Raw genomic sequence first — 25,061 nt, 5'->3', positions numbered from 1 at the left:
GCTCAGACGTATCGTTTCAGACCAAGGATGTAAGCTCGCTTGTCAGGAAGTTATTGGCTGCCTGGAAGCGCAGGCGGTCGAGGAGCGAAATGCTATGACCGAACGCGACGTCCATGCTGTTGTGCTCGTGATGCGGGACGGGCGCGAATCCGGCTTCGTATTATGGCCATGGCAATCGAAGCGATGCGGGTCGCTGACGCGAGCGGGAGACGGCCGTGGCTAAGAGTGTGTTTGGCCGCTTTGGTGTTGGCATCCTGGGCGACGCGACGGTCACGTTAGGCGCGGTCGAAACCCTGATGACGTGCTTGCCGGAAATTTCAACCGGCAGTCGGCAAAAGCTGCTTGATGGCATCATCGCTGCCGCCGCCGAACACGGGCCATTCGACTTGGTGTACGGCCAGCCTAATAACCGACACCAGCTGACGCTCGACGCCGAACAAGTCTTTTCGGTGTGCCGGGGCATTATCGATCACGCTGATGCGACGGTGCGTCGAACCTTTGCCAATCGCCTCGCCCGGGCCGACTGGGTCGAGGCTATGCCGTTTCTAGGGTATCTAGCCGGCGACACGGACACGGGGGTTCGCCGGCGTGCCTATGCCGGCGTGAAGCGACACGATCCACCGCTCTTCCAGGCACTAAAGACGATTGAGGAGCTGCCCACCGCAGCCGGGCGATTTGCGCCATCGCCGGCTTCTTTCGAGGTGCCGTCTCTGTCACCTGGCGTCGAATTGGATACGCAGCCGGAGGAATCACCGACTAGCCAGAAGGAATCGTCGGAGACAACGCGGCCCTTCACCGCCATCAAACGGCGTACCAGTCTCGGCTACGCCCCCGACCCCGAGGCCCCCAGCCAAGGGGAGATCACCCTGCTGCTTCGGGTGGAGGGCGCCGAGGACGCCGCACGCAGTCTGGACATCCGCGTGCCCGCTGGAAAGGAACACGCAACGCTGCTTTTGCACGTGAGCTCACAGTCCGGTTCCCTGAAGGTTGAGCCCGAGGTCCAGACGATGCGCGTTCCGCGCAATGGCGACAGCGACGAAGCCCGCCTGCGGGTCACGGCGCTGCACGCTATCAACGGCGAAGGCGAAGTGGCCATCACGATCTTCGACGAGTTTCGCCTTGTCGGCAGCATCGCCGTCATGTTCCGAGCGGAGGCCCGTGATAGCGCACTCATTCTCGAGAAGAGCCGCGATATGTTGTTCCGCGAAGCTGGCGACAGCGGAGCCGCGCCGTATATCAGTCCAACGATCCAGCTGTCGCTTACCAATGGAACTCCTGCGCGCATCTAATTTCACATGCCGGCGCTGAACGAGTCGGGCCAACTAGAGCTGGTGCCGCTCGGCAGCTCTCGCGACGACTACGACGCTTTCGCGGTGCTCAATGCCTCGCCGCGGCGAGCACGCGGATCGAAAGCATCGAGAGGAATCTCGGCAACCCGCGTAACGTCGGGGTCGAGAGCGGCGATCAGGTGCTGGAGCTGCTGGCTATGGACTTCCATGGCATTGCGCGCGAGATCGTAGACAATCTGATTTCGCTGCAGACGCGGACCGTGCTGGCCCGCCTCGACGCGAATGCGGTGGTACAATGGGTGCTCAAGAGCCCGAAGCTTGACGCCGTTCCTTGGGAGCTGGCGTTTCAGACCGCCGCCCAGTCCACTCTCAAGGAGCCGATATTGCTGGTCCGGGTTCCGGTGCGTGACGACACCGGCGCAGCCGGCTCTCCGAGGACGGCCGCCAACGTGGCCGCATCACCGCAGACCAAACGGAGCTTGTGTATGTGGTCGGCGATGGCGTGGCCTCCGACGCAACCACGCTGAACGGGGTGCTCGAGGTCGTCAACGTCGCCAGGAATAAGGGCCTTGACGTTGTGCCCAACGTTACCGGCGGCGCCCGAGAGCCGATGAACCTGCTGAAGCTCAAGGACAGTGTCCCCCAGGCCGACATCATTCATTTTCTCTGTCACGGCATCGTCGAGTCCTCGGGCAGTCTGTATCTCAGGATCGAGAACAACCTCGGCGGCCAATTGTTGCCTCACCACATCCGCACTTTCGCGCTTCCGAAACAGCCATTGGTGTTCGTCAATGCCTGCTCGTCGGCGGCGGCGACATTTGGCGCGGTCGGTTTCACCAGTTTCGCTCGCAGTTTCTTGGCCGCTGGTGCGTCAGCCTACATCGGAACGCTGGCTCCGGTCGTCACCGCGACGGCGCTGCGCTTCGCGACCGCGTTCTTCGATGGCCTGCTAGGCAAGGGCCTCAGCATTGCCGGAGCGATGAACGCGGCACGCGCGGATATGGCTGGCGATCCCGATCCGACGTGGCGTCTCTATGCGGTTTACGGCGACCTCGGAGTCGCTCGCGTGTCTGCGTCATGAAGATCGGGAGGGTCAGATGAATATGAAGGACTGGGTAATCGTCGTGCTGACGGCGGTGTTCGTAGCCCTGTATGTGCTTGCGCTCGCTGGGCTGCTGCAGCCGCCGAGCGATGACAAGCTGGTGGTCCAGATCTCGCCAATCATCTCAGTGATCGGCTATTATTTCGGCCGGATACCGGGAGAGAAGAACGAGCAGACACTCCGGCAACAGGTTGATGACACCCGGAACGAGCGGCAGCAGGCGGTGGACCAGAAGAACCAGGCGCAGAACGCGCGGAACGATGCCGTCCAGCAGCGTGAGAGGTTGGCGACGAAGATTGCCGATGCAAAGGCTGCGCTGAGCGCCGCCGCACCGGCAGCTCCGCCCGAGCAACTCGCCGCAACCCTCAGCGGCGGCGGCGCTGCGGCGCCTGACCTAGAGGCGGTGCAAAGGGCGGCCACGGCTGCCCTCAAGGTGCTCGAAACCCCGTAAGCCGCCCCCTCTATCCGCTTGACCGGTCGCAATCCACAACCGAGGCTGCCTCCTCGCCTCAACACGAAGAGCAGAACTCGGCCCGAGCCTCCAGATTGGGAGAACGCATTCCATGATCGTCGCGCACTACATAGACTAGGGAACCGGACTAATTGGACGTCGCGATTTTGCTTAGCCGTGCAAACAAGTCAGAGATCCTCAAATGGCGCGATCGACGTCGTGCGCGCCAGCGCTTCATACGCTTGAAGCAAGCGGCTGGTATGGTAAGCGCAACCAGCGAGGAGGATTTTACGATGCCGTTCGGAGACAACCAGGCGCCCCGATCTGAACGATCCTATCTCAATCTTTTTGAGCCACTGCCACAGTTGATTGAGCCCGCCGTCCGGGCCTGCCGATTATTCAACACGATGCTAGATCTCATCTTCTACAACGTGCCGGCGTTGGCTATTCAGCTCGCAGAAAGGGACGCGCCGATGCGAGCCCGTGAAGAGAAACCTCCTTCCCGCATCGTCCAGTTCGATGCGCTCAGCGATCCGGAAGGCTCACTTCTCCTGATCGACGCCAATACCTCGCCGTACGTGCACAGATACACGGATGTGGAGCTGTTCCTTGCTTCGCCTCACGCGGAGACGCGCACTGTCGAGATCGCCACGATTACGGGAGTCGGAAGCTCGGCGCTCGGCAGCGCCGCGCTGGCATGGGACATCTCGCTCGCGCTCAAAAAGCCCGTACTTGCCATTGTTCCCGGATACGGCATGGCGGACGTCATGCTACAGGCGCTTGGAGGGTGGTTCGGCTTCGGCCTCTACGACTATGTGCATGCAAAGAGCCTGATCCAGAACACTCTCGCCAATGCCACGCCACGGACGGCGAGCATCGGTCGTCAATTGTCCGCGTCTACTCCGGACGCGAAGACGCTTCATGGCGCACCTATTTTTCGCCACGGCTCTGGCTCCTCGGACGTGCTGCACGCCCTCCTCCTCCATCGCGAGACGCCGTTCAAGCTTCTGGTTGGACACAGCAAGGGCGCCCTGCAGATTGGAAACGCAATCCGTTCCCTCCCGCCGGAACGAGCGCAAGACCTCCGCGTCGTGACGCTTGGCTGCCCGATCTCGAGTGATGTCGAAGGCGTGAGCTACTATCAATACCTTGGGCTGTTTGACGCCCTGGGGCAGCTCAATATGTGGGGACATCTGCCAAACCAATGGCCACCGACCTGGCACAGCACGAACCCTATGTTGCCGCCCGCAATGGCGGCGGGAACATACACGGTAGAGGCGTTCCTGCCACCGTCCAACCCTCACTTGGCTGTCCGGCATTCATCGGAAACGACAGTCTAGCTGATAGGCAGCTCTAAGATTCGGGTCCCAGTTGGTCTGCTCGCAATCGCGCTGAGGAGCGATGTCGCGCGTTTTGTTCCTATCCTGAATGGCAGATGCTCGGGCTATCGCCCGCGGCTTAAGAATGGCTGAGCGGCGAGGCCCTTCGTCGGCTGAAGCGGCCTTCTGCAGCATACACATAGGATGCCTTTAATCTCGACGGTGACTCTCATATTCACGGATTGTATTACTCTCGATCAACCAAGGACCGTTTCGGCAATTGCGAGCCGCAATCAGCCCGTACCTTGTACCGAGGGCCCTCAGCCGTATTACGGTAGGAGACGGCCGCACCACTCCCTGCCTGATTAATCGTCTATCCACGCAAACTTCTAGTTGGTCTAAGAACCTTTGAGTGGTCTCTTTAGCCAACAGAGCTTCTTTGTCGACTGCCTCATACTTCGCCATCACTGAGACGTGCGGGGCGACATATGAACTCGTGCCATACGACTCCCGATCCACACTCACGCCGAGTACATACCGCGAATAGCAATCATCCCCTTCGGTACGATCGAGCACCTGCGCCGTTGCAATGGAGGAATTGAAAAGCAAAAAAGCGGAAACAATCGCGCGCATTAGTATGCTCCCTTGATAAGGCACGCTCCCCCGGAACGAAGTTCACTAATAACTGAGCCCCAGGAAAGGCCTCCCATCTCCGTCACTTAGGTCCCTCCTGCGAGGGTAGTTATCAACTCGACAATCACCCACTGCCGTGGTTTCGAAAGCGAACGGCGTTCTTGTCAGCAGCCGAGTCCCAGCTCTTTGGGGACGATACTCGTTCGCCTCACTCAGCCGTCCAAAAATGACAGTTGATGCAGCGGACGATCAGAAATGAATTTGACCAAAAAGACAGGTGATGTCTCGATTTCCTGATCTCGTGGGACTGATGTCCTTGCATGCATTGTTCACGACCTGCGCAGCGTTTGGGAAGCGATCTGGCCTCCTTAGCAGCTCCGGATCAATGCAGATTAGACTTGGATCAGACCGACGGCACCCTGCGTCGCTAGACTTATTGACCGATGTGCGTTTCCTGTCCTCTCGAACCAACGCGAGCCTGATATTGAGGACGTCCTCCGCCGTCATATTCAGCTCTGCGGCGGTCTTCCGGTCTGCCTCTTCCTTCCGTACCCTGTCAGGGTCATAGTCGAATATTGGTGGACGTTCGACATATGGAAAGAACTCTCTCCACTTCCTCGCAACCATCAAAGCCTTATCTGAGGGCGCGTTCGTCTCCGCGTCTATACTCCACACATGGGACCTAGTCGTGCCCCTACCGAAACAAACACGTTTGCGGTTGATGCCACCATGGACAGAACAGCAGGACCGTACCAGTTGCCCACTGCATTTACCGTGATGCGGTCATATTCTCCACTAGCAGTGAGATCCTTCGCTACCAGCACAGTCGCGAGAAGTATCTGTACGGGATCATCACTTTGGACGCGAACAAGGATCTTGGCCAACCGTGGTCGCGTGCTTTGCGCCAACCACCGCTCGACACCAACTAATTCCCACGATGCGTTCACCACGCCCGCAGCGGCAGCAACCCGCTCGCGAAATGCGCTGCGGGCGCCTGCCTGCCTCTCGGATTGCGGTTTCATCTGCGCGGGTGGCTGTTCGCTGAATCCTGTCCGCTGAGCCAAGCATTGCGATGCTGCAATCAAGCTGATTGCCAGCAGTCCGATAAATCCAAACGAACTTCGCATCGAACCCTCGGGATGTCAGCGCAAATTTCAAAAGTCTCTTTTGCGTGTCGCGGCTCGCGCGATTATACGGCCCCCTTTTTCTGACCCGAACCGAATTGTACACTCACTCGGTAGCATTGCAGTTAGAGTCTGTCCGAGCCCGGCCTTGGAGCGAGCCGCGACCCGCTTTTCAAGGATGACAAGGAGCAGGTCGCGCACGACCTGACGGTCGAATTACTCGCGAACAAACGCGTCGCGAAAGCCGTCACGCTCCATGATGGTGAAGAGCGCGAGTATCTTCAGGCGCATGGGAGTTCAAAACAGTGTACCCGTGCTTCGATGCGATCAACGGGATTACTGTCCTTTGGGGGCACAAACTGATAACCTCTTTGTCGGAGGGCTGCGAATGTATTCTTATTGTGGCGGACGGACAATCCTACTTTTCGTGTCGCTCACTTTCTCCGGTAGCTGCTGCGCCGCAACCACCGGCAACGAAGCAAGTGAAGCACAAGCCCTGGCTTTGACATCTACGGAGGCTTTGAACGATTTCGCGAAGCGCATTCCTTCGTCGGTCAAAGAAATTGAAGACAGTGGCCATGCAGGAGACCTTCCGTCGGATCGTAGCAGACGGCGGCGTCCAACACGTACACAAGGACATTCTACCGGTCGAGGAAATCTTCAGACTTCAAAGGATGGACGAGATCAAAGCAGCCGAAGCTCGCTTCCTTCGCTGAACGCTTCGCAACCAGCAAAGATCTTGAAACTATATCCAGCGCTCGAGGTCCGCTCAGGACGCCTTCCTGACGCCGTTAGGAAAGTCTGAGTAGCGGCCTAGTACTACTCTGGAAATCGCGCGTGGCCGACGCGAGAGCAGTGATCGCGCCACGCATTGGGCGCTTAGTAGCTGTGAAAAAACCGCCGACAGCAGTCGCGCGCCGTACGAAACGCACCAAGATTGCTGATTTTGCGCGCGAAACCCGCTTGATAAGCGGCAATCCTGATGTACGCATCTAATAAAGTGATACAGCATTCATTCTTGGCAACGGCCTGCCGTGGCAGTTGGCGGAAGCTACCGGAGCAGAAGATGGCTGCCGAACACGATGAAGTGCCCCTCAATGCAATCCGTGCATTTGTAACCATTGCGCGAGAGGGAAGCGTGACGCGTGCGGCTAGCGCATTGGGAACGACCCAGAGCTCGGTCAGCCGCTACCTGGCCGTGTTACAAGATTATCTCGGTACCGACCTCGTGGAAAGGCAAGGTCGGCGGAGCCAGCTGACAGAGTTTGGGAGACTTTTCGCGAACACCGTCGCCGAACCGCTTGATACGATCTGCTTCACCGCCAAGAGAATGCAGCGCCGGAGCCGATCGGACCCCAACCGGATTGTGGTCCGCACGTCGCTTTCTACCTTTGCTTACTCCTTTCTGATTCCGAATCTCCAAGCTTTCTCCGCTGAGATGGATGGCGTGATCGTAGACGTGATCAGTTCATTGTCTGCACCGACATCATCTGACCATTTCGACATCTTGATTACGCGCGATCTTTCCGTCGTTGAACCGGCCGACGATTGGGAAATCCACAATGAGACACTCGTATGCGTAGGGTCTCCAAATCACGTAGCCGGCAAAACGCTCTCGGTTGTTCGTTCGATGCCAATTTTGAACATCACATCCCGGCCGGATATCCTACCCACATGGCTGAGGGCGATGAATCTCACCACAAAAGACATAAAGTCGGGAGCGCGATACGATCACAATTTCCTTGCTCTACCGGCTGCCATCACGGGAAACTGCCTGCTGGTAGCGCCTGAAATCATTGTCAGCGATCTCGTGCGCGGCGGCGCGCTGCATGCGATCCCAGGATCGCGGGCTCCCAGTGGCATGCAGTATCGAGCGTACGCGGTCGATCGCAGTGACAATCCCGAAATCGCCCGTGCCTTTTGCCGATGGGGGGCTCGGCTCTGCAAGAAGGCCGCAATCCCGGAAGCCGCCTAATATCGCATCAAGCGATACCACAAATCAGGTATACAGACACAGACACCGCAGCCCAACGTGGCCGAAGCTGATCGTTCGAGCGGCGAGACGAATGGTCCAAACCAGCCCGCTCCTTTTCATTCGTCTACAGCCCTTCCGCGGTCGCGAAACCGAACCGAAGTCATGCCCAGAGGATACCAAGCGGAATGATGACATCACTTAGCTTAGCTGCGAGGGGTTATTTTCCGGGACCGTGGCCGCAACTAACCGATCAGAGCTTAGGACTCATCGTACTTGTCTTTGCGCTTGTGACGGAGCAAGGCGCGATAACCGCCCCGGATAAGACGTAGCCCCGTCTTGACCAGCCGAATGATCCGGCTGCGCAGATCACTTGTTTTCCATCCTCGATCGGGAATGCGATGCGCGCCGAACAGGCCTTGCGCGATTTTGCGATAGCTGTTTCCTTCCAGCCATCCATCAGCGGCACGCAGAGCAAGGATGAGCCGATGGCTGGTCTGGATCGGCAGAGCATGTGGGGACGGGCCGAGGGGGCGCTGTTCGAGCGCTCGCCAAAAGCGCTGTGCCGCCTGCGAACGAATGTCGAAATCGCGGTCGAGCGGGAGATCGACGACAATCACTGAGCCTCTCGATGGTAGTTCTCTCAGCCAAAGGCGGTGCCTCGCTCCTCCGAGCGGCACGATGGCATGCCATCCATCTGGCGCCCGACGAAGCTCGCTGCCCGTTAGTTTGCCGAGATCCAGGTCGTACCGTCTGGACGACCTCAAACCGATAACTGGGTGGACGGGCAGCACGGTCGACAGCGCCTCGGGCGCCCAGAAAATGGCCTGTTTGTCGAACGCCGTTCGCGGATCCCCGGCGAAACGAAAGCCCCCACTTCCCTCGGAAGTGATCCGTCGTCGCGTCGGATCGTTCGCTGCTGGTCAGGACCTCATAATCTCTTTCATACTCAAGGTCGCGACGTAGACATTCCCAGGCAATGTCCTCCGTCTCTACCGTCTTGGCGTCAGGATATGCTTGCTTTGATCTCCAGTCAGCGGCTGCCATCGTACTTTTCTTCCCCGCACGTTCATGCAAGGAAATTGCAGCCCCACGATTGTGACGATTTCTGGTTGTGCTAATGCATTTGTTCAATATTGATGTGCTCCGTCGATGGAACAATCAATTTTTGCGATTAAAGCTCAATAAGAAATCAGGTCCGCTTCAAGTGCATCCACTATTCACTCTTCGGCCAACCGCGTCGCAGGAGATGACGATAGCCGTGACGCGCCATCCATTTGGCGCGAGCCAAATGAGTGTCGAAAGCACGGCGCGCGCGATCCGGCTCAAGGATCGGATCAATACCGAGCACAATGCGCGCGACTTCGTGCCAATCTGCATTATCCGCCTGTGCATCGAGAAGGCGCAGGTAGGTAACGACCTGCTGCTCATCGTATGGCGTAAGCTCGGGCGCGTTGGGCGCCAAATCTGCGATTTTGGGATCGGGCGACACTGGCTGGAACTCCTACGAAATCGAAAAACTCTATAGAAATCTGAGCGACGGTAGCCCGCTTCACGGCATCTTGGTACCGGCTCGATTGTCGCAGTTTGCAAATTGTTTCCCGCAGAAACATCGATTGGAGGCGGCTATCGGATATCCTGGGGCCTGGTTCCGTCGTTTGTCTCGATTTCGCTCGCTCCGACCTTCGCCGGTGTTGATTTGACCGCGTCCATATATCGCTCGGAGCGCGATGAGCAGATTTGCTGTCCAGCAAGTGCCCGCTCGCTTGTTGCCTGCGAATAGAAATCGACGCGCGTGTGGTTTGGCCGACGCACCCGTTGCCTCCTCTCGCTGGTGATGGCTGCTCGGTTTGGTCGGCTGGCGAGAACGTTGTTCTCGATTTTGAACCCCACGTGAGAAAAGTTTGCTGCTTGGTCGCGCCGCCGTGAAGAAAGCCGCGGTAATCCCGCTAGCCATCCACTTTGCGACCGCCAAATGGCTGACGAACAGTTCGCGAGCGCGCACTGGCCGAGATCTGGATCGATATGCAGCACGGTCCGAGCAACCTCTTTGCGGTCGGCGTCGACGGCTTCCGGATCGAGAAGTCGCCAGCAGGCCACCACGTGCCGCGCGCCACGGACAACAGCACTGAACTATCCAAATGAGGATCAGCGAGGGTTCAGTGGTGGGGCCCGGATGATCTTACGCGCGCGCAGCTGATCGACGCAGTTCCGGTCCACAACGAGCGTGAGACGTCATTTTGTCAAGTATATCGAGGTGCAGTATATCGAGCAAGCGGCATCCTTTCCTGCATGGACTTGCGGGACACATTCGCCACCAATTTGCGCCGTCTGCGCAATGCGAGGGGATGGTCGCAGGACGAGCTTGCCTTCGAGGCAAAGATAAGCCGGGGCTATTTGAGCGAGCTTGAAACGGCCGAGCACTATGTCAGCATCAAAATCATAGGTCGCCTTGCCGACAAGCTCGACGTTGAGCCTGCTGAGTTCCTTAAACGCCCTGCCAAGGGAGGGCGCTAGCTAGACCCATCCCAATATGCGGTCCTGCTCTCAATCCATTTCTTCTGGCTAGCGTAGCCATTGAATGCTGGTCCGGCAGGTCATTTCCGCAGGATGACCTTGCGCACGTGCAGCAGACCGATGCAGTTTCCGGTTCAAAATGTGCATGAGGCGACATTTTGTGAAGTATATCGAGGTGCAGTATTTCGGGCAATCCGCTTTCTGTCCTGCATGGATTTGCGGGAGACATTTGCCACTAATTTGCGCCGTCTGCGCAATAAGAGGAGATGGTCCCAGGACGAACTTGCCTTCGAGGCCGAGATTAGCAGGAGCTATTTGAGCAAGCTCGAAAAGGGCACGTACTACGTCAGCATCAAAATCATAGGTCGCCTTGCCGACAAGCTCGACGTTGAGCCTGCCGAGTTCCTGAAACGGCCCCCAAAGAAAGCCGCCAGGTAGGCGCATCCCAACACGCGTGTTGCTTCCATTCCATTTCTTCTCGTCTGTTCGGTAACCCTGGAATGCTGGTCTGGTGATTTCCGGCGGCCGGGAATGGGCTTCCGGCGGCCAACATGGATTCGAGAAAGGCCCAACGCAGGACCGCGTCAATGTGGTCGTTGGAATAAACGCGACGATCTCCGTGGCGACACATCAGCAAGCAAGCCTGGAGCGGCCCAACGTCTGCGACCACCGGGCCATAGCTTCACGGCATCGCGTTGGTTTGATGCAGTTCGAAGATCAAGGCGACGAGCTCGCCAGGATCAGACACTAGAGAAGCAGCGTGCTATGTGGTCTTGAATGGCTCAATCCCGGCGACATCTCCGCGAGGCTTGATGCTCGCCAAACGGAGGACGCCTGGCGGACCGGGCGGGACCCTTTGCTCACGCGTCATTGCTGCCCGGCCGCATCTAGAGCTCGATACAACCTTCGCCACCCTCATCCTCGAACAGATTCGCGTAGATCGGCGCGTTGAAGGAAGCGTTGTAAAGCTCGAGCGAGAGACACCCATGGCCCCGTTGGATCGCCGACCAAACCACCCCGATCACCGCCCTACCCGCACAAATGCGATGGCTCGGCGCATTGCTGCTTGCACGGTCGTGGCCGCAATTGTGAACCTTGGCGAGCCTTCGCAGAGGTTGACGATGTCTTTCAACGCGCGGATCACGAATGCACTTCATCCAGCCTGGTCCCATCGCTCGGTGCGAACTGATAGTCCCGGCATTTGAGCGTGCCCACATGCGTACCTAGACACTGCGGTGTTGATCTGCTTGAAACCTGTCGCCAAAGTCGCAGGCGCGCGCCGAACCTTTCGGCGCAGAAGACGCGGGCAAGAAAGCCGCGATCGATGCCGCAGGGCTCAAGGCTGACATCGAAAGCCCCCTATATCGGCGTAGGCTCGCAGATCATGGCGCGGCTCAGTTGAGGCGGCGCCCAATGGTCAGGTACTCGGCCGAGGCCACATCGGCCGGGCTGATCAGTCGACGCGCGTCGAACACCGTCTTGCCATCGACCGGCAACGAGGTGAGTTCGCCATAATCCTGCGTCCGAGTCGCGATGATGATGATCTCGGCCCACTCGACCTCGCGCCGCCAGTCAGAGGAGAAATGAATGCGGTTCGCGGCGGTTCCGATGGCCAGCTTGAAGTTCTCCGTCGCGAGGGGATCGTAACATCTGACCTCCGCCTCGGCCCGCAGAAGATCGTGAACGATCTTGATCGAGGCGGATTCGCGGACGTCGTCGGTGTTCGGCTTGAAGGAGAGGCCGAGAACCAGGGTTCGTCGGCCGGCTAACGCTCCAAGCTTCCGCTCGAGGGCAGAGACGACCTGGCCCGGCTGCGCAGCGTTCACGTCGAGAACGGCATTCAGCATGTTCATCGGGAGGCCAAGGCTTTCGCCTTGCGTGCGTAGCGCCTGTACGTCCTTTGGAAAGCACGACCCGCCGAACCCGCAGCCCGGAACAAGATAAGTCAGGATCTGTGGTGCGAGGCGGCCCAAGGGAGTGATCGGCGACCACCGTTTGTCGAGAGAGACGCCGCGCATGACGTCGAGGGCGTCGACGCTTCCGACCGCGGTGCAGAGATTTGCCACCTCGTTCACGATGGAGATCTGAGTGGCCAGAATTGCGTTGTTGGCGTATTTGATCATTTCGGCCGTACGGGTGTTCACCCGTACTTTGTCGCAATTCCACGGAGCATAGAGCTCCTCGAGCCGCACCAGCGTCCTCTCATCCTCGTGACCGAGCACGATGCGGTCGGGCTCCATGAAATCCTCGATCGCCTCTCCTTCGCGAAGGAACTCCGGGTTCATGCCCAAGCCGAACGCCCCCAGCCTCTTCCCGAACGAGTGCTCGAGCTCTTCCCGCACTATCGTGTCCGTCGTCCCCGGAATGACGGTGCTCTTCACAACGACTGACAAGTGATGAGGAGTTGTCGCGAGATACGCGCCAATCTGCCGAGCGCACTGCCGGACGGCGCTGAGGTCGATCGCGCCGTTCTCGGACGGCGTGCCTACAGCGATCAAGGCGATTTCCGCCGTCTTGAGCGAGGCGTGAAGGTTGGTGGTGGCCCTAAAGCGGGCCGATGCAAGGACTGACTTGAGCAGTTCGGAGAGGTCATGCTCGTGGATATGCGGAATGCCAACGTTAAGCTGAGCGATGACGTCCTTCTGCAGATCGACGCACGTCACGTCGTGTCCCTTCGCCGCGAGGCACACACCCGATACGAGGCCCACATAGCCGGATCCGACGACCGTGATGCGCATCACGCCCTCAACTCGTCGACAGGAAAGACAAATAGCGGCGCACGCCCTCATTTACGAGGACCCTGGGAGCGTAGCCGAGAATATCCCGTGCCTTCTTGATCGAGGGGCAGCGTCGGTTCGGATTATCGACAAGATACTCTGCATCGGAACTCTTCTCGAAGACGACGGCGCCGCGGCGTCCGAAAAGCTCCAGCGAGGCCTGCTGATAAATCTCGGCCAGATTACGGACGGAGATCTCCGGCTCGTCGATCCCGATGTTGAAATAATCGTACTTCCCGTGCAGGAGGCAGAGGAGATAACCTGTGATCGCGTCGGAGATGTAGCAGAACGTGCGGGTCGGGCTACCGTCCGAAAAAATGGCAATGTCGCGTCGATCGATCACGCATCGTGCGAAATCGGCCGGCAGCCGGCGATCGTCGATGCGCATGCCGGGCCCGTAATTGTTGAAAGGGCGGGCGACCGTGATGGGCATGCCATACGCCTTGGAGAAGACGTAGCACATCGTCTCGCCGAAACGCTTTGATTCGTCGTAGCAGGCCCTCGGGCCGACGCATGCGACATTGCCGCGGTACTCCTCCTCGGTCGGGATCGCCGTCTCCGCGGGATCGCCGTAGATTTCGCTGCTCGAAAAGAACAGCAGGCCCTTCAGCCGATCCGACCCGCGATAAGCTTCGAGCAGCCGCCGCAGTCCCCAGATGTTGGCGTCGATGGTCTCGACCGGATACTGCCGATAGAACGTCGGCGAAGCGATCGAGGCCATATGGATGACGTAGTCCGCGGCGTCAGCACCGTCGACCGTTCGAAGATCATCTGTGGCGACGTTGAACGTATGCATCTTGAACACGTCCGGACACTCCGCACCCAGATCGGTCAGCCACCGCGGCTGGTGCAGCTGCAAGGTGTCAAGCGCGATAATCCGCTCCAGCTCGAGTTCGGACGCTTTTCGCGTGAAGTACTGGAGGAAGTAATAACCGAGGAAGCCGGCGCAGCCTGTGAGCAGGACCGTTGCCCCCGCGAAGCGTCCTCGCGGCAGGGCCGCATGGATATGCTCAATATCTTCTTTGACGACAGGGCTGACTATCACGAAGCGCTCCGAACGAGAGTTTGAGCCTTGTCGGCATGTACCCAAGAGGGCCGGCCGGATACCAAGAGCTCTTCGAACCAATGCTTGTCATGCAGCGCATCCATGCCGGCCGAGAAGGTGTGGCGCGATACACGAAAGCCCGAGCGCCCGGCGAGGTCGGCCAAAGGCTCTTTCTCCAGCACGCGGTCGGCTCGATTGAAAAGGCGGTGCAGGAGGGACCGATGGAAGAAACAAGTACTCGCCGTTGACACAACCGAAGCCTTGTCTGGGCTTTTCGGAGGCTTTTCGGATTGCGCTCTCCGTCGGTCCACAAAATGTCCCTTGTGGTCGTTACTGATGACTGATGTTGGCCGGCCTCTTGAAAAGCGGATATCTCAAATCTCAAGAAGATGGATCATCGGCCGCGTCCCTCCGAGAGCGAACTGAGCTTGTAACCCTCGTCGGTGACTGGATGGTCACCGAGATGGCGGATCGAAGGCTGCGGCAATGCGCAGAGTGGCAACATAGGAGCTGTCACGCAGCTCGATGTTACTGCAAATTCATGAGCGAAAACCCGTGTTTCACTGAACATCCTGGTGGAGCGTGATGGTTGCATGGCGATGGCTTTCGAAGGACTATGTTGCAGTGTGATGAGAAGTTATTGCCTCGGTCACCAGGTGTGCGCTTCCGCACGGGCCGGTTCGGTCGCACCTCAACGGCTCCAGCACCTCGGCGAGCATAGCGAGGACAGATAGTGAGTGGTGCGGCATGCCGATTCCTTTTGCACTTTACCGGCAGACGTTCATTATCGACAGGTGACATGCTTTCGTCATCTCGATCAATTACCGGCTCTTGTAGTTGACGGGAGCGCAACCTTTACATGCCCGGCAGAGATGAGAAGCAACGTCGCGGCCATGACAATCAGAGAGGCCCTCAGCGAACTGACTGCTTAGGCATGTCGTAGAGTCCTTCAGCATAAAATCGGTCTTCGCGGCGCGGGAGCCGCGGCTCACCTTCCCCCATGCCGACGTCGTGGAGGTTCCGGATAGGGCTTGCAAGGAACTGACTTCCCGGCCGGGATCCGCGTCAATCAAGGTAGCGAGTTCGTGTCGCGCGATCATGACCTGCGGGCCTACCAGCGCGGCGTCATGCCGGACATTTCGCAGCCTGGCAAGCCGACCGACAAAGCGTTCGCCGAGGCCTTCAAGGGTCGCTTGCGGGCCGAATGCCTCGACACCCGTCGGTTCTCAGCCTTGAGGGTGTGTTCAGTCCGATGTGATTGGCGACAGCCTGGACTGGAACCAGGTAGCTGAGACGAATGCGCTTATCGTCGCGGGTCGACTTGGCAATGAAGGCGTCCCGATCGGCGGGTCGATAAAGGCGCGCCGAACGCTGCCACATTTCTTTGTGATCATTGGCTTTTGCTTCCGGCGATGCGCCGGTCGAAGCGTTCGACGAGGCCGTGGCTCTGCGGTGGCAGCGCCTTGTGAGGCGATGCGCGATGCCACATTGCTTGAAGAGATAGTCAAAGGGATAGGCATCGGAAGGTGCGCCGGCGGCTTGTTCTTCTGTTCGATGGCGAGGAGTTCGGTGAACTCGCCGCCATTGTCGGTCAGGATGGGCGTGAACGCCGCGCGGGAAGCCGGCGAGGAGGCGCTTGAGGAGCCGGCGGCAATGCCCCCTCCCGTCCGGCATGGATCTCGACGAAGACGTAACGGACGATCGATAGCGACGAAGGCATAGTTCGTGCTGCGCTGCAGGGCCGGCAGATACTGCATGTCGATACGGATGAAACCGACGCTGGCGATTATCGAAGGCGCCGGCCTTCGGCTTGTCAGCGCTTAGTAAGCTGCTGATGCCATTGCGTTGTTGCAGTCGACGGCAAACTGGCTGGTCAGCCGGTCTTCGGCCGGTGCGAGCGCCTCGATTGTGGTGCGCGGCGCCACGGATCAATCGTGGCCTCCTCGCTGCACCAACTCGGCCGCCGATCGGGCGACCGACTTCTTGCTGCGCTGGATGTAGGCGCGCGCCTTCGGTGTGTGTTGGTGGCGTTCGCGTGCGGGTTCAGTTGCATGAGACGAAGTGCTCCCTGACAAGGGGAGCGCCTCGTTCCACACCGTTTCCTCCAACCAATCCGCGAGGATTAGATGCGGGACGAACGGGGAACAAGCGAAGGATTGATGCGGACGCTACAACGAGAGCGGCGCCACGGGACGATCGGCAATCGATCGGTGATTTTGCTGCAAAGCCACATCGCCGCAGCCAGCCCACGCGCGTGATCATAGGTGCAAACTCCGATTCTGGGGTATTCACACTCCGTCTCGCTGAACACTGACCGACGCTACCAATTTTCAGAGGAGATTGCGGAGCTCAGGCCAGCTAGAAGCAACTGAGGCTCATTGGAATGGGTCTCGTCTGCGGGGTTAGGAGGGGACCTATGGCAAGCGACGACGACTCCGCCAAGGGAGGGCCCGCCTTGCTGAATTGGACTTTGCCGTCAGTGTTCGCCGTAACCATGGCAATCCTTTTCGCTTGGCTGCAATACGACGGCAGTTCTGGTCTCAATCTCGCCGACGATGGTTTATATCTTAACGTCATCGCGAACTCATTCCCCTACGCAGTCAATATTCCGCCGTCCCTTTTCGGCTTCCTCTCACACTGGCCATATCAGTGGGCAGGCAACGACATCGCCGTGCTTCGCGCGGCGAACGTCACACCCACCATGGCGCTGGGTTGGATTTGCAGTCTCCTTGTGATCCGACGTCTCTGGATGGCAGACTGCCCGCGTGCGGCGGGGCTATCGGCAGGGCTCTCCAGCCCTGCGTTATGCAACCTTCGTAATTGGGAGCTCATCCCCCGGCTACTGCGCACTCAGCTTTGCATCGCTCTCGATGGTGATGACCGGTTTGCTGCTAGCCGGGCGGCTGCGTCGAATCCGCCCGCTTCTGGAGTGGATCCAGTTGGAGTGGATCCTGGTCGGCATTGGCGGCTGTTACCTTCATGGTCAAACCGGCCGGCACCGCGGCCATCGCAGCCGTTGTTTATGTTCCATGCCGTCGCTAGCGCGGAAAGTCGGTGCTGCGAGCGCCACGTTCCCTCGGTCGCCCCGATGAGGCACTATTCTCATCGATGATACGATGGCTGACTTTGCATGGCCTCTTCCCCAACGGATTTGTCCGCCCGCCGCTCGAAGCATCCGCTCCTTGATGCGGACTTCTAGGGACTAGACCTATGAAGTGCCGCAATTGCCAGACGCAATTACAACACGTGGTTCTTGACCTGGGACACGCGCCGCCATCGAACGCCTATCTCTCAAAAGCGCAGCTCCACGCGCCCGAGACGACCTTTCCGTTGAAGATTCTTGTCTGTCACGCGTGTTGGCTCGTACAGACCGAAGATCACACCGCCGCCGACGAATTGTTCTCCAACGACTACGCATACTTCTCCTCGACGTCGCAGAGCTGGCTGAGCCATGCTCGCGCCTATTGCGAAAAGATCGCCGAGATGCTGCATCTGACCCGAGACAGTTTTGTCGTCGAGGTCGCCTCCAATGACGGATATCTGCTCAAGAATTTTGTAGCGATGGGCGTACCATGCCTGGGGATCGAGCCGACTGCCAGCACGGCCGATGCCGCCGAGCGGATTGGCGTGCCGGTGCTCCGCGAATTCTTTGGCGCAGTTTCCGCTACCAGGCTGGCAGCAGGCGGACAGCAGGCAGATCTGATCTGCGGCAACAACGTCTACGCCCATGTGCCTGATATCAACGACTTCACATTGGGCCTGCGTCTTCTACTCAAGCCGCGAGGCACGGTGAACCTGGAGTTCCCACATCTCAAGAACATGATCGCGCACAACCAGTTCGACACGGTCTATCATGAGCACTTCTCGTATCTGTCGCTCACGGCGGTTATCCGCATCTTCGAGAAAGCGGGCCTGCGGGTCTTCGACGTTGAGGAGCTCCCCACGCATGGCGGTTCCTTGCGCATCTATGGCTGCAACAGGCATGATCCGCGCAAAACAACGGCAGCGGTCACGGCCGTGCTGGCAGAAGAGCAACGGTTCGGGTTGCAAGACCTCGGTTTTTACCTCGCATTCCAGCAAAAGGCGGACAAGATCAAGAACGATTTCCTGGCTTTCCTGATCGAGCAGAAGCACGCGGGCAGGCCGGTAGCCGCGTATGGCGCGGCTGCCAAGGGCAATACATTGATGAACTATGCCGGTTTGAAGCGCGACTTGATCAGCTTTATCTGCGATGCGGCAGCCTCGAAACAAAACAAGTTCATGCCCGGCAGCCACATTCCGATCCTTCCCCCGGCAGAGCTCGAGAAGCGAAAGCCGGATTGGGTGGTGATCCTGCCCTGGAACATTGCTACCGAGGTGATCCAGCAGCATGGGCAGATCAAGAGGTGGGGCGGCAAGTTTGTGATCGCGGTTCCCGAACTGAAGGTTTTGACACGAAGGTCTTGCTGAGCGGCCCGACCGGTATCATCGGGCAGCACGTGGTCACCCGCTTTTGTGTGATGGCCATTCCACTGTTGCCATTGCACGAAACGCCGATCGCGCTTCAAAAATTTCCTCACACCAAAACGTCAACTTCGGCGGCTGGACTTGGCCTCGGATCTCAACCCAGTGCTCGAGGGCGGACATGATGGTTCTTGTAACCCTCTTTCCGCGCGGCACGGTTATCGGGTTTCTGATCGGAATACGTCGAAGGTGTATCGAATGGTCTCGCTTCGACGGTCCAATGTTTTCCATGAGACGGCGTGAGCCGGCGACCATGTTTGTTTTTCGACCAAGATGCGGCCTCACCATCGCTCGCAGATCGCGAGTTGTAGCGCCCTCGGCAGAAACGAGATGCCAATGAAGCTCGACGGAAAAGAAACTGAGAGGAAGCCTGCGATCGACCTGTATCAACTGGTCCGCGAGCTGTTCCCGATCAACCGTAGCCAAACCGGCTCTGGAGTTCGCAAGACACTGAGCATCATCGCTCGCCACATTGATCTCGAGATCAATGAAGTCGGAACAGGAACTCCTGTTTTCGACTGGCACGTTCCAATGGAATGGAATATTCGGCGCGGGTCGATCTCCACGGTAGGCGGAAAATGCTTGGTCGACTTCGCCAGCAACAATCTTCACGTTCTAGGATATAGCAGGCCGGTGCAGGGAGTGTTCACGCGCGCCGAACTCGCACGGCACATTCACACTCTGCCTGATCAGCCGGATCTTATTCCATACAGGACCGGCTATTACGCCGACGATTGGGGCTTTTGCCTGCCTCACAATCTTTGGCAGACCATGAATGATGACACCTATCATGTCGAGATTGACAGCGATATCTCGCCTGGTTCACTGACGTTTGGTGAGTGTTTCGTTCCCGGCGAGACGCCGAACGAAGTTTTGCTCAGCAGCCATATCTGTCATCCGAGCCTCGCAAATGACAATCTTTCGGGAATCGCCGTCATGACAGCTCTGGCCATGCGGCAGGCGCGCCAAAAACGACGGCTAGGGTATCGATTTCTCTTCCTTCCAGCGACGATCGGGGCCATCACCTGGCTCGCCCGCAACGAGCCGGGATTGGCTAACATCAAGCATGGCCTCGTGCTGACGTGTCTGGGTGATAGCGGGCAATTTCACTATAAGCAGAGCCGCAAGGGGACGACCATCGATCGGGCCGTCGCACATGTCCTCAGGCATTCCAGCCTCCGCCATGAAATACTGCCGTTCGCGCCTTACGGATATGACGAGCGGCAGTTTTGTTCGCCGGCTTTCGATCTGCCGGTAGGCTGCCTCATGCGCGGTGTACATGGTGCTTTTCCCGAATACCATACCTCGGCGGACAATCTGGATTTCGTGAAGCCGGAGGCCCTCGATCAATCTTATTCGGTCATAGAGACGGTCTTGGATCTACTTGATGCGGACTGCACGTATGAGCGCCTCGACGGTCGATGCGAACCCCAGCTTGGAAGACGCGGTCTCTACAGAGCGATCGCCGGACAACGCGAGGCGGGCGGCGCCACGCAGATGGACCTATTATGGTTGCTCAACCTCGCGGATGGCGGTCATAGCCTGTTGGAGATGGCGGTGCGAGCCGACGTGCCCTTTGCTCGGCTTGAATCCGCCGCGCGAATCGCACTGGACGCAGGGCTCGTCCACGTACGTCCCGAATGATCGAAGCGGATCGAACCAACCACCATCATGCCGCGAGTTCATCTTGCAATTGATCGGCTCGATGGCGTTGGGGATGTCAAGTGTCCGAGCCAACCACGTGGTGCCCCCTCGGAGTTTATTCCGCCCTGATGGCGACGCAAACATTCTTTGTCGACTTGGCCGACGGCCTGTCCATGCTTTCCCTGTGCAGATTCTCCGCAATAGCTGATTGAGCAATGCTCGAACCCGATATCGAAGCCTATCCGGGCTCGGCGGCGGCCTAATCAAGTACTGTTCGAGCTGTCGCGATTTCGGGATCTGAACCCGGCATTTTGCGAGGTCGTCTCTCGTGATGATTCACTTTGAAAACGCGCGCCGCGCAGAGACACGCAAGCCGCCGCACGCGATCATTGCCGGAACGAGGCCGAGAGGAGCTGCGCGTTCGTGGCAATCGGGCACGGGTGACGCTCCGGCCCTGCAATCCGGTCATGCCCCGGATCGGGATCGATACCATTCCACTGTACGGCGCAGGCCTGCCTGTAGCGTTGTCGACGGGTTCCAGCTGATCAATTTGCAGGAGGTGGCAACGTCGGCTTTCAATACCCGCTCGAGGGGTCGATCAGGAACTGCCCCGAAAAGCGGTTCGGGCGCATCGGGAATCAATTCTCTTAACCGCCGTACGATCTCCCGGATCGTGCACACCTTGCCCCATCCGAGATCTATCGTGCGGCCCCTGGCGCCAGATGCGTGGGCGCAGTCCATAAGGCCATCGACCACATCATCGACGTAAATCCAATCAACTGGCCGAACGCTGCTGCTCAGTTTGGCGCGCTCGCCGCGCAAAAAGGTAGTGATAACGTAGGGGACGAGCTTTGTGAGGTCCGCTTGCGCCGGGCCGTAAACCATGGCGATCTTTGCGATGACGACCTCGGTCTGGTACAGCGCCTCGAACATCCGGGCAAACGCGGACGTCGCCCCTTTCGCTGCGGCATATGGCGAGCAGGGTATGGGATTCGGGCTATCAGGCTCTTCAACCGAGCCCGCGAGCACGATCCGGCCGGCGCCGCTTTCACACGTCACCAGGAGCAGATTGAATGCGGTGAGAAAGTTGTTTTGCAGGATCGGCAGCACCATTTCGAAGCTGCCCGTACTCGTCGCCAGACCAGCGAGGTGATATGTCGTGTCAGGCTGGACAGTCCGGATCAGTTCTCGCGTTGCTTGCAGGTCGATCAGATCGACGTTCCACCAACGGATAGCGGTGGCGCGTCGGGCGTAACCCTCGTCTCCACCGATCGATTGCCACCAGGCCGGTACGTCGGCGGGTGGCTGGCGCGAGACCGCGTGCAATTCGACGCCCGAGCCCGCGAGCCTTTTGCAAAGCTGCGATCCAATGAAGCCTCGTGCGCCGGTCACCAATACCTTTTCCATAGCCGCATCCTAATGACAGAAATTACCATGCCCATCAGGTCGAATGCTGAACACGGCGAATTGCCGTGGCGACCCGGTGGGCCGATCGCCCTTAAAGGTTGGGCGACCCCGTGGATAATGACCGCGTGGATATCAACATCGGGCGCAGCGCCACGAAGCATACCTACCAAATAATCGTCGTTGCTCGTGTCGCCCAGAATCGTCTCTATGCCGGCCGCGATGCGGGCGATTTCAAAGGGGCCGGTGTGCTGGCCGGCGGAGCCAGCGCGTCGCGGGGTCACCCCGCGCACCGCGATGTCGCAGCCAAACCGCGAGCCGCGCGCACTTGAAGCCCGCGTGCCCCGTGAGAAATTTGCGCTTGCCCGCCGAGAATGGATCATTTCTCCCATACCTTCCACGGTGCCTTGCCCTCGACCCAGAGCGCTTCGAGCAACGTCTTCTCACGCAGAGTATCCATGGGCTGCCAGAAGCCGTGGTGCTGGTAGGCCGAAAGCTGCTGCCGCTCAGCCAACGCCATGAGCGGCTCGCGCTCCCAAACAGTGGAGTCATCCACCAGCAGGTCAATGACTTTCGGGGAGAGCACGAAGAAGCCACCATTGATCATTTCCCCATCACCACGAGGTTTTTCCTTGAAGCTGGCGACACGGTGATCACTACGAATTTCGAGGGCCCCGAAACGGCTGGGCGGATTGGTAGCAGTCAGAGTGGCGAGCGTACCCTGCCGACGGTGGAAGGCGATCAATGCGGTTATGTCGATGTCTGCCACACCATCGCCATAGGTCAGGCAGAAGGCGTCCTCATCGGTCAGGTAATTAGCAACTCGCTTGAGCCGACCACCGGTCATCGTCTTCTCGCCAGTATCGACGAGCGTCACCTTCCATGGTTCGGCATGATGCTGGTGGACCTCCATGCGGTTATTAGTCATGTCGACGGTGACATCCGCCACGTGCAGGAAGTGGTTGGCGATGTATTCCTTGATCAGATAGCCCTTATAGCCGCAGCAGATCACGAAATCGTTGATGCCATAGTGCGAGTAGATTTTGAGGATGTGCCACAAAATCGGCTTGCCGCCGATCTCGATCATGGGCTTGGGCCGAAGGTGTGTTTCCTCGGAGATTCGGGATCCAAGGCCACCCGCGAGGATCACAGCTTTCACCGCCGGCTCCATTGCAGGCTGTCCACCCGTTGTCGCCTGGCTTCACGGCAGGATTGCTCCGCCGGCCCGGCGCGGCGTACGGGCTTCAACAAACGCCGCCACCTGTAAGTGTCCGGATCATCCTCGGGGATTTTCAGCGTAGCGGCAAAAATATGGTCCGCCCGTCCGGCTGAGGCGATAGCACCGGCTTGGTCAAGATGATGCAAGCCCTCCGGATCGGTACCGACGGACAGAGCCAGCGAAGTCCGATCCGGCAACACCGACCCTTCGTTCGCGAAGTGGTTGTCTCCTGGCACAGGCCCCTTCCCGCCAACCTGATAGACGAGGCTCTCCATGGATTGGCCTCGACGAACTTTTAACGGACCTGAGCCCGGCAATCTCCTGCCAAAATTGGTAGCATCACCTCGGTGAGAAGCGCTGGTCTGCGGATCAGTTGGCGTTAGAACGCTCGTCAGGCAGACGTACATGAACGACAAGGATTCCAGCGACGAAACGCGACACGCAAGCAATCAGGACGCGGTGAAACACACATTGCGGTTACGAGCGATCAGATAGTGGTCAGGGCAGTCGTCGTGAGAACCGCCTGAATTGAGCAATGGCGCCGTCTCTAGATCCAACTCGAGGATTCGTTCAAGGATGTTGTTCGCGATGGCGAGCCCAAGGGGGATGAAGTCGCTCTCGCCAGCACTCCTGACCGGCTGATCGAAGGTTCGTCTTGAAAGTGTTCCATCTTCAGCGAGCAACGAGATGCTATAAATCATCGCGACTGACCTCCTTTGATCGCGCGACACAATCGCTCCGTCGGGCGAGGCATGAGTGCAAGCGCCGGATCGGGGTCCGGCAGCAGAGCCGGGTCAGGCGAGCGGCTGCGACGATAGCGGATCCTATTCCGGTCTTCGTGCGCAATCGAGCGTGTTCTTAAGCTCGCCGAACTCCAAAGCCTGAACGAGGAAAAGTCTGCAGCGTACGAAACTCGCGGGCTATCTTCGTCCAAAACGTACGAACTATTTGAGCTGCTTTCTTCAGCGATTGTCCCTACCTTTAGTTCGCGCTAAAGGGAAACAAGCCAAGGATGGAAATCCTGAGCTAATAATCGAATAAGTCATCTACAGCGAGTCCAGTACCTGCAATTGGCTCGCAAGCGTCCCCCTGGAACGCGGCCCGATCGGCGAAATCATGCAAAGGCCACGATCTGGACGCGTAGCGGGAGGTCAATCGCCGCGCGCTTAGCGGAAGCTCGCGAGTGTCGACACCGACGGTCGACGAGCTGCGGTTTCAACTGTCCTAGGCCTGGCGCTCCGCCGGTTGTGGTCTGAGGCGGGAGCGCGCCATGAGGATCGACTGCGAGGTTCACGTCTTCTGCCAGGAGGCCCGCCGGGCGGCGCCCGTCATCGATGGGTCCTTGGAACGGCTGGAGAGCACAGCGCGCGGTTGCGAGATCACCGGACTGGTATTGGTCCACCCGGGTTTCCTGCACTGCGACCCGGCGGAACTCTTCGCCCAGGCGAGCAATGCCCAAATGCCGGTGCGGCTGATTCCGCCTCTCGTGCGACCCTTGGCGCCTGCAATTTTGGAGGAGTGGAGCCGATCAGGCGTCGCGGGCTTGGCGCTTACGCTTGATGATCATGATTCGCTCGCTGAGTCCCTTGAAGCTGCCCTTCAGCTGGGCTTCCACCTGGAGGTATCCGGCGGGGTTGAACAACGAGAGCGCCTTGCAGAGCTGCTCCTGGCCGACGGCCATCGCCTGGTGTTTCGAGACTTCGGCCTTGCGGACAGCACCCGCGATCCCACTTGGGATCCGCGAGTGGAACGGCTCCTCGCACTCGCTGAAGGCGCCGAGGTGTGGGTGAAGTTGTCGGGGATAGGACGCGTCCCAGATTGTTGGGCCAAGGCAGCGGCAGATCGGCTACTGGAGGGGCTCGGACCGGATCAGCTGCTCTGGGGGTCTGAGTGGCCGCACGTGACGACCGCACACGCCTATGCACCATCCTATGCTCAGGCGATGGCTTGGCTTGAGGAGCTCGTCCCAGACGCAGACGCGAGAGGACGGATCCTTAGCGAGACTCCGGCTGCCTTATACGGATTCCGCAACCAAGACCTGTTTGCTTGAGGAAAAACGAAA

At 58.8% G+C, this 25,061-nt stretch carries 23 protein-coding genes and 2 pseudogenes; 13 read left to right on the top strand and 12 right to left on the bottom strand.

Translation table 11 applies throughout. The annotated features are described in order from the left end of the window. Together H8B02_RS13200 and H8B02_RS13195 are read left to right on the top strand one after the other, a co-directional pair. Positions 1-223: hypothetical protein (locus tag H8B02_RS13200; protein ID WP_229166631.1), on the top strand; the 223-nt coding region annotated here is incomplete at its 5' end. After that, positions 216-1,289, top strand: coding sequence for a hypothetical protein (locus tag H8B02_RS13195; protein WP_229166630.1), 1,074 nt, complete (start codon positions 216-218; stop codon positions 1,287-1,289). The genes H8B02_RS13200 and H8B02_RS13195, both read left to right, overlap by 8 nt. A gap of 68 nt (positions 1,290-1,357) precedes the next feature. Here H8B02_RS13195 and H8B02_RS13190 read toward each other — a convergent pair whose 3' ends face one another. Further along, the gene (locus H8B02_RS13190) at positions 1,358-1,585 is read right to left on the bottom strand and encodes a hypothetical protein (RefSeq protein ID WP_229166629.1); all 228 of its coding nucleotides are present in this window, start codon (positions 1,583-1,585) and stop codon (positions 1,358-1,360) included. Positions 1,586-1,776: 191 nt separating this feature from the next. Between H8B02_RS13190 and H8B02_RS13185 the strand changes: the two genes are divergently transcribed. The 4 genes from H8B02_RS13185 to H8B02_RS13170 all read left to right on the top strand — a co-directional run bounded on the left by H8B02_RS13185 (position 1,777) and on the right by H8B02_RS13170 (position 7,893). Continuing rightward, positions 1,777-2,370 carry a CHAT domain-containing protein gene (locus H8B02_RS13185; RefSeq protein WP_229166628.1) on the top strand — a complete coding sequence of 198 codons (594 nt, stop codon included), beginning with the start codon at positions 1,777-1,779 and terminating at the stop codon, positions 2,368-2,370. A 16-nt stretch (positions 2,371-2,386) separates the two neighbouring features. Then, positions 2,387-2,842: a hypothetical protein gene (locus H8B02_RS13180; protein WP_229166627.1), complete on the top strand. Its 456-nt coding sequence runs from the start codon at positions 2,387-2,389 to the stop codon at positions 2,840-2,842. Between the two features lie 152 nt (positions 2,843-2,994). Further along, on the top strand, positions 2,995-4,182 hold the full coding sequence (locus H8B02_RS13175) for a hypothetical protein (RefSeq protein WP_229166626.1): 1,188 nt from the start codon (positions 2,995-2,997) through the stop codon (positions 4,180-4,182). Positions 4,183-6,984: 2,802 nt separating this feature from the next. Next, a complete protein-coding gene (locus H8B02_RS13170) occupies positions 6,985-7,893 on the top strand; it encodes a LysR family transcriptional regulator (protein ID WP_229166625.1) in 909 nt (302 codons plus the stop codon). A 257-nt stretch (positions 7,894-8,150) separates the two neighbouring features. Here the strand turns inward: H8B02_RS13170 and H8B02_RS13165 are convergent, their stop codons facing one another. The 3 genes and pseudogenes from H8B02_RS13165 to H8B02_RS13160 all read right to left on the bottom strand — a co-directional run bounded on the left by H8B02_RS13165 (position 8,151) and on the right by H8B02_RS13160 (position 9,382). Next, complete coding sequence (locus H8B02_RS13165) at positions 8,151-8,510, bottom strand: DUF2285 domain-containing protein (RefSeq protein ID WP_229166624.1); 360 nt, start codon at positions 8,508-8,510, stop codon at positions 8,151-8,153. Between the two features lie 298 nt (positions 8,511-8,808). After that, positions 8,809-8,937 (bottom strand): annotated as a pseudogene (locus H8B02_RS48930) (transcriptional regulator domain-containing protein); the annotation flags it as partial. Positions 8,938-9,106: 169 nt separating this feature from the next. Beyond that, the gene (locus H8B02_RS13160; protein WP_229166623.1) at positions 9,107-9,382 is read right to left on the bottom strand and encodes a DNA -binding domain-containing protein; all 276 of its coding nucleotides are present in this window, start codon (positions 9,380-9,382) and stop codon (positions 9,107-9,109) included. 800 nt (positions 9,383-10,182) lie between these two features. Between H8B02_RS13160 and H8B02_RS13155 the strand changes: the two genes are divergently transcribed. Together H8B02_RS13155 and H8B02_RS13150 are read left to right on the top strand one after the other, a co-directional pair. Continuing rightward, on the top strand, positions 10,183-10,407 hold the full coding sequence (locus H8B02_RS13155; RefSeq protein ID WP_229166622.1) for a helix-turn-helix domain-containing protein: 225 nt from the start codon (positions 10,183-10,185) through the stop codon (positions 10,405-10,407). Positions 10,408-10,527: 120 nt separating this feature from the next. After that, positions 10,528-10,845: a helix-turn-helix domain-containing protein gene (locus tag H8B02_RS13150; RefSeq protein ID WP_312000865.1), complete on the top strand. Its 318-nt coding sequence runs from the start codon at positions 10,528-10,530 to the stop codon at positions 10,843-10,845. Between the two features lie 449 nt (positions 10,846-11,294). Here H8B02_RS13150 and H8B02_RS13145 read toward each other — a convergent pair. The 4 genes and pseudogenes from H8B02_RS13145 to H8B02_RS13130 all read right to left on the bottom strand — a co-directional run. Further along, positions 11,295-11,483, bottom strand: a pseudogene (locus H8B02_RS13145) (DUF736 family protein); the annotation flags it as partial. Between the two features lie 318 nt (positions 11,484-11,801). After that, complete coding sequence (locus H8B02_RS13140) at positions 11,802-13,145, bottom strand: UDP-glucose dehydrogenase family protein (protein WP_229166621.1); 1,344 nt, start codon at positions 13,143-13,145, stop codon at positions 11,802-11,804. Positions 13,146-13,152: 7 nt separating this feature from the next. Next, on the bottom strand, positions 13,153-14,229 hold the full coding sequence (locus H8B02_RS13135) for an NAD-dependent epimerase/dehydratase family protein (RefSeq protein ID WP_229166620.1): 1,077 nt from the start codon (positions 14,227-14,229) through the stop codon (positions 13,153-13,155). Then, positions 14,226-14,411, bottom strand: coding sequence for a hypothetical protein (locus H8B02_RS13130; protein ID WP_229166619.1), 186 nt, complete (start codon positions 14,409-14,411; stop codon positions 14,226-14,228). The genes H8B02_RS13135 and H8B02_RS13130 overlap by 4 nt, the downstream gene beginning before the upstream one ends. Positions 14,412-15,356: 945 nt before the next feature. On the opposite strand from H8B02_RS13130, the gene H8B02_RS13125 reads away from it, so the two are divergent. The 3 genes from H8B02_RS13125 to H8B02_RS13115 all read left to right on the top strand — a co-directional run bounded on the left by H8B02_RS13125 (position 15,357) and on the right by H8B02_RS13115 (position 20,376). Further along, positions 15,357-15,521: an integrase core domain-containing protein gene (locus H8B02_RS13125; protein ID WP_376711655.1), complete on the top strand. Its 165-nt coding sequence runs from the start codon at positions 15,357-15,359 to the stop codon at positions 15,519-15,521. 1,918 nt (positions 15,522-17,439) lie between these two features. After that, positions 17,440-18,678 (top strand): class I SAM-dependent methyltransferase, encoded by a 1,239-nt coding sequence (locus H8B02_RS13120; protein ID WP_229166618.1) that lies wholly within the window; start codon positions 17,440-17,442, stop codon positions 18,676-18,678. A 390-nt stretch (positions 18,679-19,068) separates the two neighbouring features. Continuing rightward, a complete protein-coding gene (locus H8B02_RS13115; RefSeq protein WP_229166617.1) occupies positions 19,069-20,376 on the top strand; it encodes a DUF4910 domain-containing protein in 1,308 nt (435 codons plus the stop codon). A 465-nt stretch (positions 20,377-20,841) separates the two neighbouring features. Here H8B02_RS13115 and H8B02_RS13110 read toward each other — a convergent pair whose 3' ends face one another. Beyond that, the gene (locus H8B02_RS13110) at positions 20,842-21,783 is read right to left on the bottom strand and encodes an NAD-dependent epimerase/dehydratase family protein (protein WP_229166616.1); all 942 of its coding nucleotides are present in this window, start codon (positions 21,781-21,783) and stop codon (positions 20,842-20,844) included. 125 nt (positions 21,784-21,908) lie between these two features. On the opposite strand from H8B02_RS13110, the gene H8B02_RS13105 reads away from it, so the two are divergent. Next, the gene (locus H8B02_RS13105; RefSeq protein ID WP_229166615.1) at positions 21,909-22,112 is read left to right on the top strand and encodes a hypothetical protein; all 204 of its coding nucleotides are present in this window, start codon (positions 21,909-21,911) and stop codon (positions 22,110-22,112) included. Between the two features lie 47 nt (positions 22,113-22,159). Here H8B02_RS13105 and rfbF read toward each other — a convergent pair whose 3' ends face one another. The 3 genes from rfbF to H8B02_RS13090 all read right to left on the bottom strand — a co-directional run bounded on the left by rfbF (position 22,160) and on the right by H8B02_RS13090 (position 23,700). Next, positions 22,160-22,939 (bottom strand): glucose-1-phosphate cytidylyltransferase, encoded by a 780-nt coding sequence (gene rfbF, locus H8B02_RS13100; protein WP_229166614.1) that lies wholly within the window; start codon positions 22,937-22,939, stop codon positions 22,160-22,162. Beyond that, positions 22,936-23,274 (bottom strand): hypothetical protein, encoded by a 339-nt coding sequence (locus tag H8B02_RS13095; protein ID WP_229166613.1) that lies wholly within the window; start codon positions 23,272-23,274, stop codon positions 22,936-22,938. Before H8B02_RS13095 ends, rfbF begins: the two co-directional genes overlap by 4 nt. Positions 23,275-23,448: 174 nt before the next feature. Beyond that, the gene (locus tag H8B02_RS13090; RefSeq protein ID WP_229166612.1) at positions 23,449-23,700 is read right to left on the bottom strand and encodes a hypothetical protein; all 252 of its coding nucleotides are present in this window, start codon (positions 23,698-23,700) and stop codon (positions 23,449-23,451) included. A gap of 569 nt (positions 23,701-24,269) precedes the next feature. On the opposite strand from H8B02_RS13090, the gene H8B02_RS48925 reads away from it, so the two are divergent. Then, entirely contained in the window at positions 24,270-25,049 is a 780-nt protein-coding gene (locus tag H8B02_RS48925) for an amidohydrolase family protein (protein WP_376711652.1), read from the top strand. Positions 25,050-25,061: the final 12 nt, after the last annotated feature.

Source organism: Bradyrhizobium altum, from assembly GCF_020889705.1.
GTDB classification, from domain to species: Bacteria; Pseudomonadota; Alphaproteobacteria; order Rhizobiales; family Xanthobacteraceae; genus Bradyrhizobium; species Bradyrhizobium altum.
Note: the sequence above shows the minus strand (reverse complement) of the source record. Positions and strands in the feature narration are given on the sequence as shown.

Coding starts and splice junctions, on each gene's coding strand:
- H8B02_RS13180 (WP_229166627.1), top strand. CDS start 2,387: ATGAATATGAAGGACTGGGTAATCGTCGTGCTGACGGCGGTGTTCGTA.
- H8B02_RS13170 (WP_229166625.1), top strand. CDS start 6,985: ATGGCTGCCGAACACGATGAAGTGCCCCTCAATGCAATCCGTGCATTT.
- H8B02_RS13155 (WP_229166622.1), top strand. CDS start 10,183: ATGGACTTGCGGGACACATTCGCCACCAATTTGCGCCGTCTGCGCAAT.
- H8B02_RS13150 (WP_312000865.1), top strand. CDS start 10,528: ATGCAGTTTCCGGTTCAAAATGTGCATGAGGCGACATTTTGTGAAGTA.
- H8B02_RS13140 (WP_229166621.1), bottom strand. CDS start 13,145: ATGCGCATCACGGTCGTCGGATCCGGCTATGTGGGCCTCGTATCGGGT.
- H8B02_RS13125 (WP_376711655.1), top strand. CDS start 15,357: ATGCCGGACATTTCGCAGCCTGGCAAGCCGACCGACAAAGCGTTCGCC.
- H8B02_RS13120 (WP_229166618.1), top strand. CDS start 17,440: ATGAAGTGCCGCAATTGCCAGACGCAATTACAACACGTGGTTCTTGAC.
- H8B02_RS13115 (WP_229166617.1), top strand. CDS start 19,069: ATGAAGCTCGACGGAAAAGAAACTGAGAGGAAGCCTGCGATCGACCTG.
- H8B02_RS13110 (WP_229166616.1), bottom strand. CDS start 21,783: ATGGAAAAGGTATTGGTGACCGGCGCACGAGGCTTCATTGGATCGCAG.
- H8B02_RS13095 (WP_229166613.1), bottom strand. CDS start 23,274: ATGGAGAGCCTCGTCTATCAGGTTGGCGGGAAGGGGCCTGTGCCAGGA.
- H8B02_RS13090 (WP_229166612.1), bottom strand. CDS start 23,700: ATGATTTATAGCATCTCGTTGCTCGCTGAAGATGGAACACTTTCAAGA.
- H8B02_RS48925 (WP_376711652.1), top strand. CDS start 24,270: ATGAGGATCGACTGCGAGGTTCACGTCTTCTGCCAGGAGGCCCGCCGG.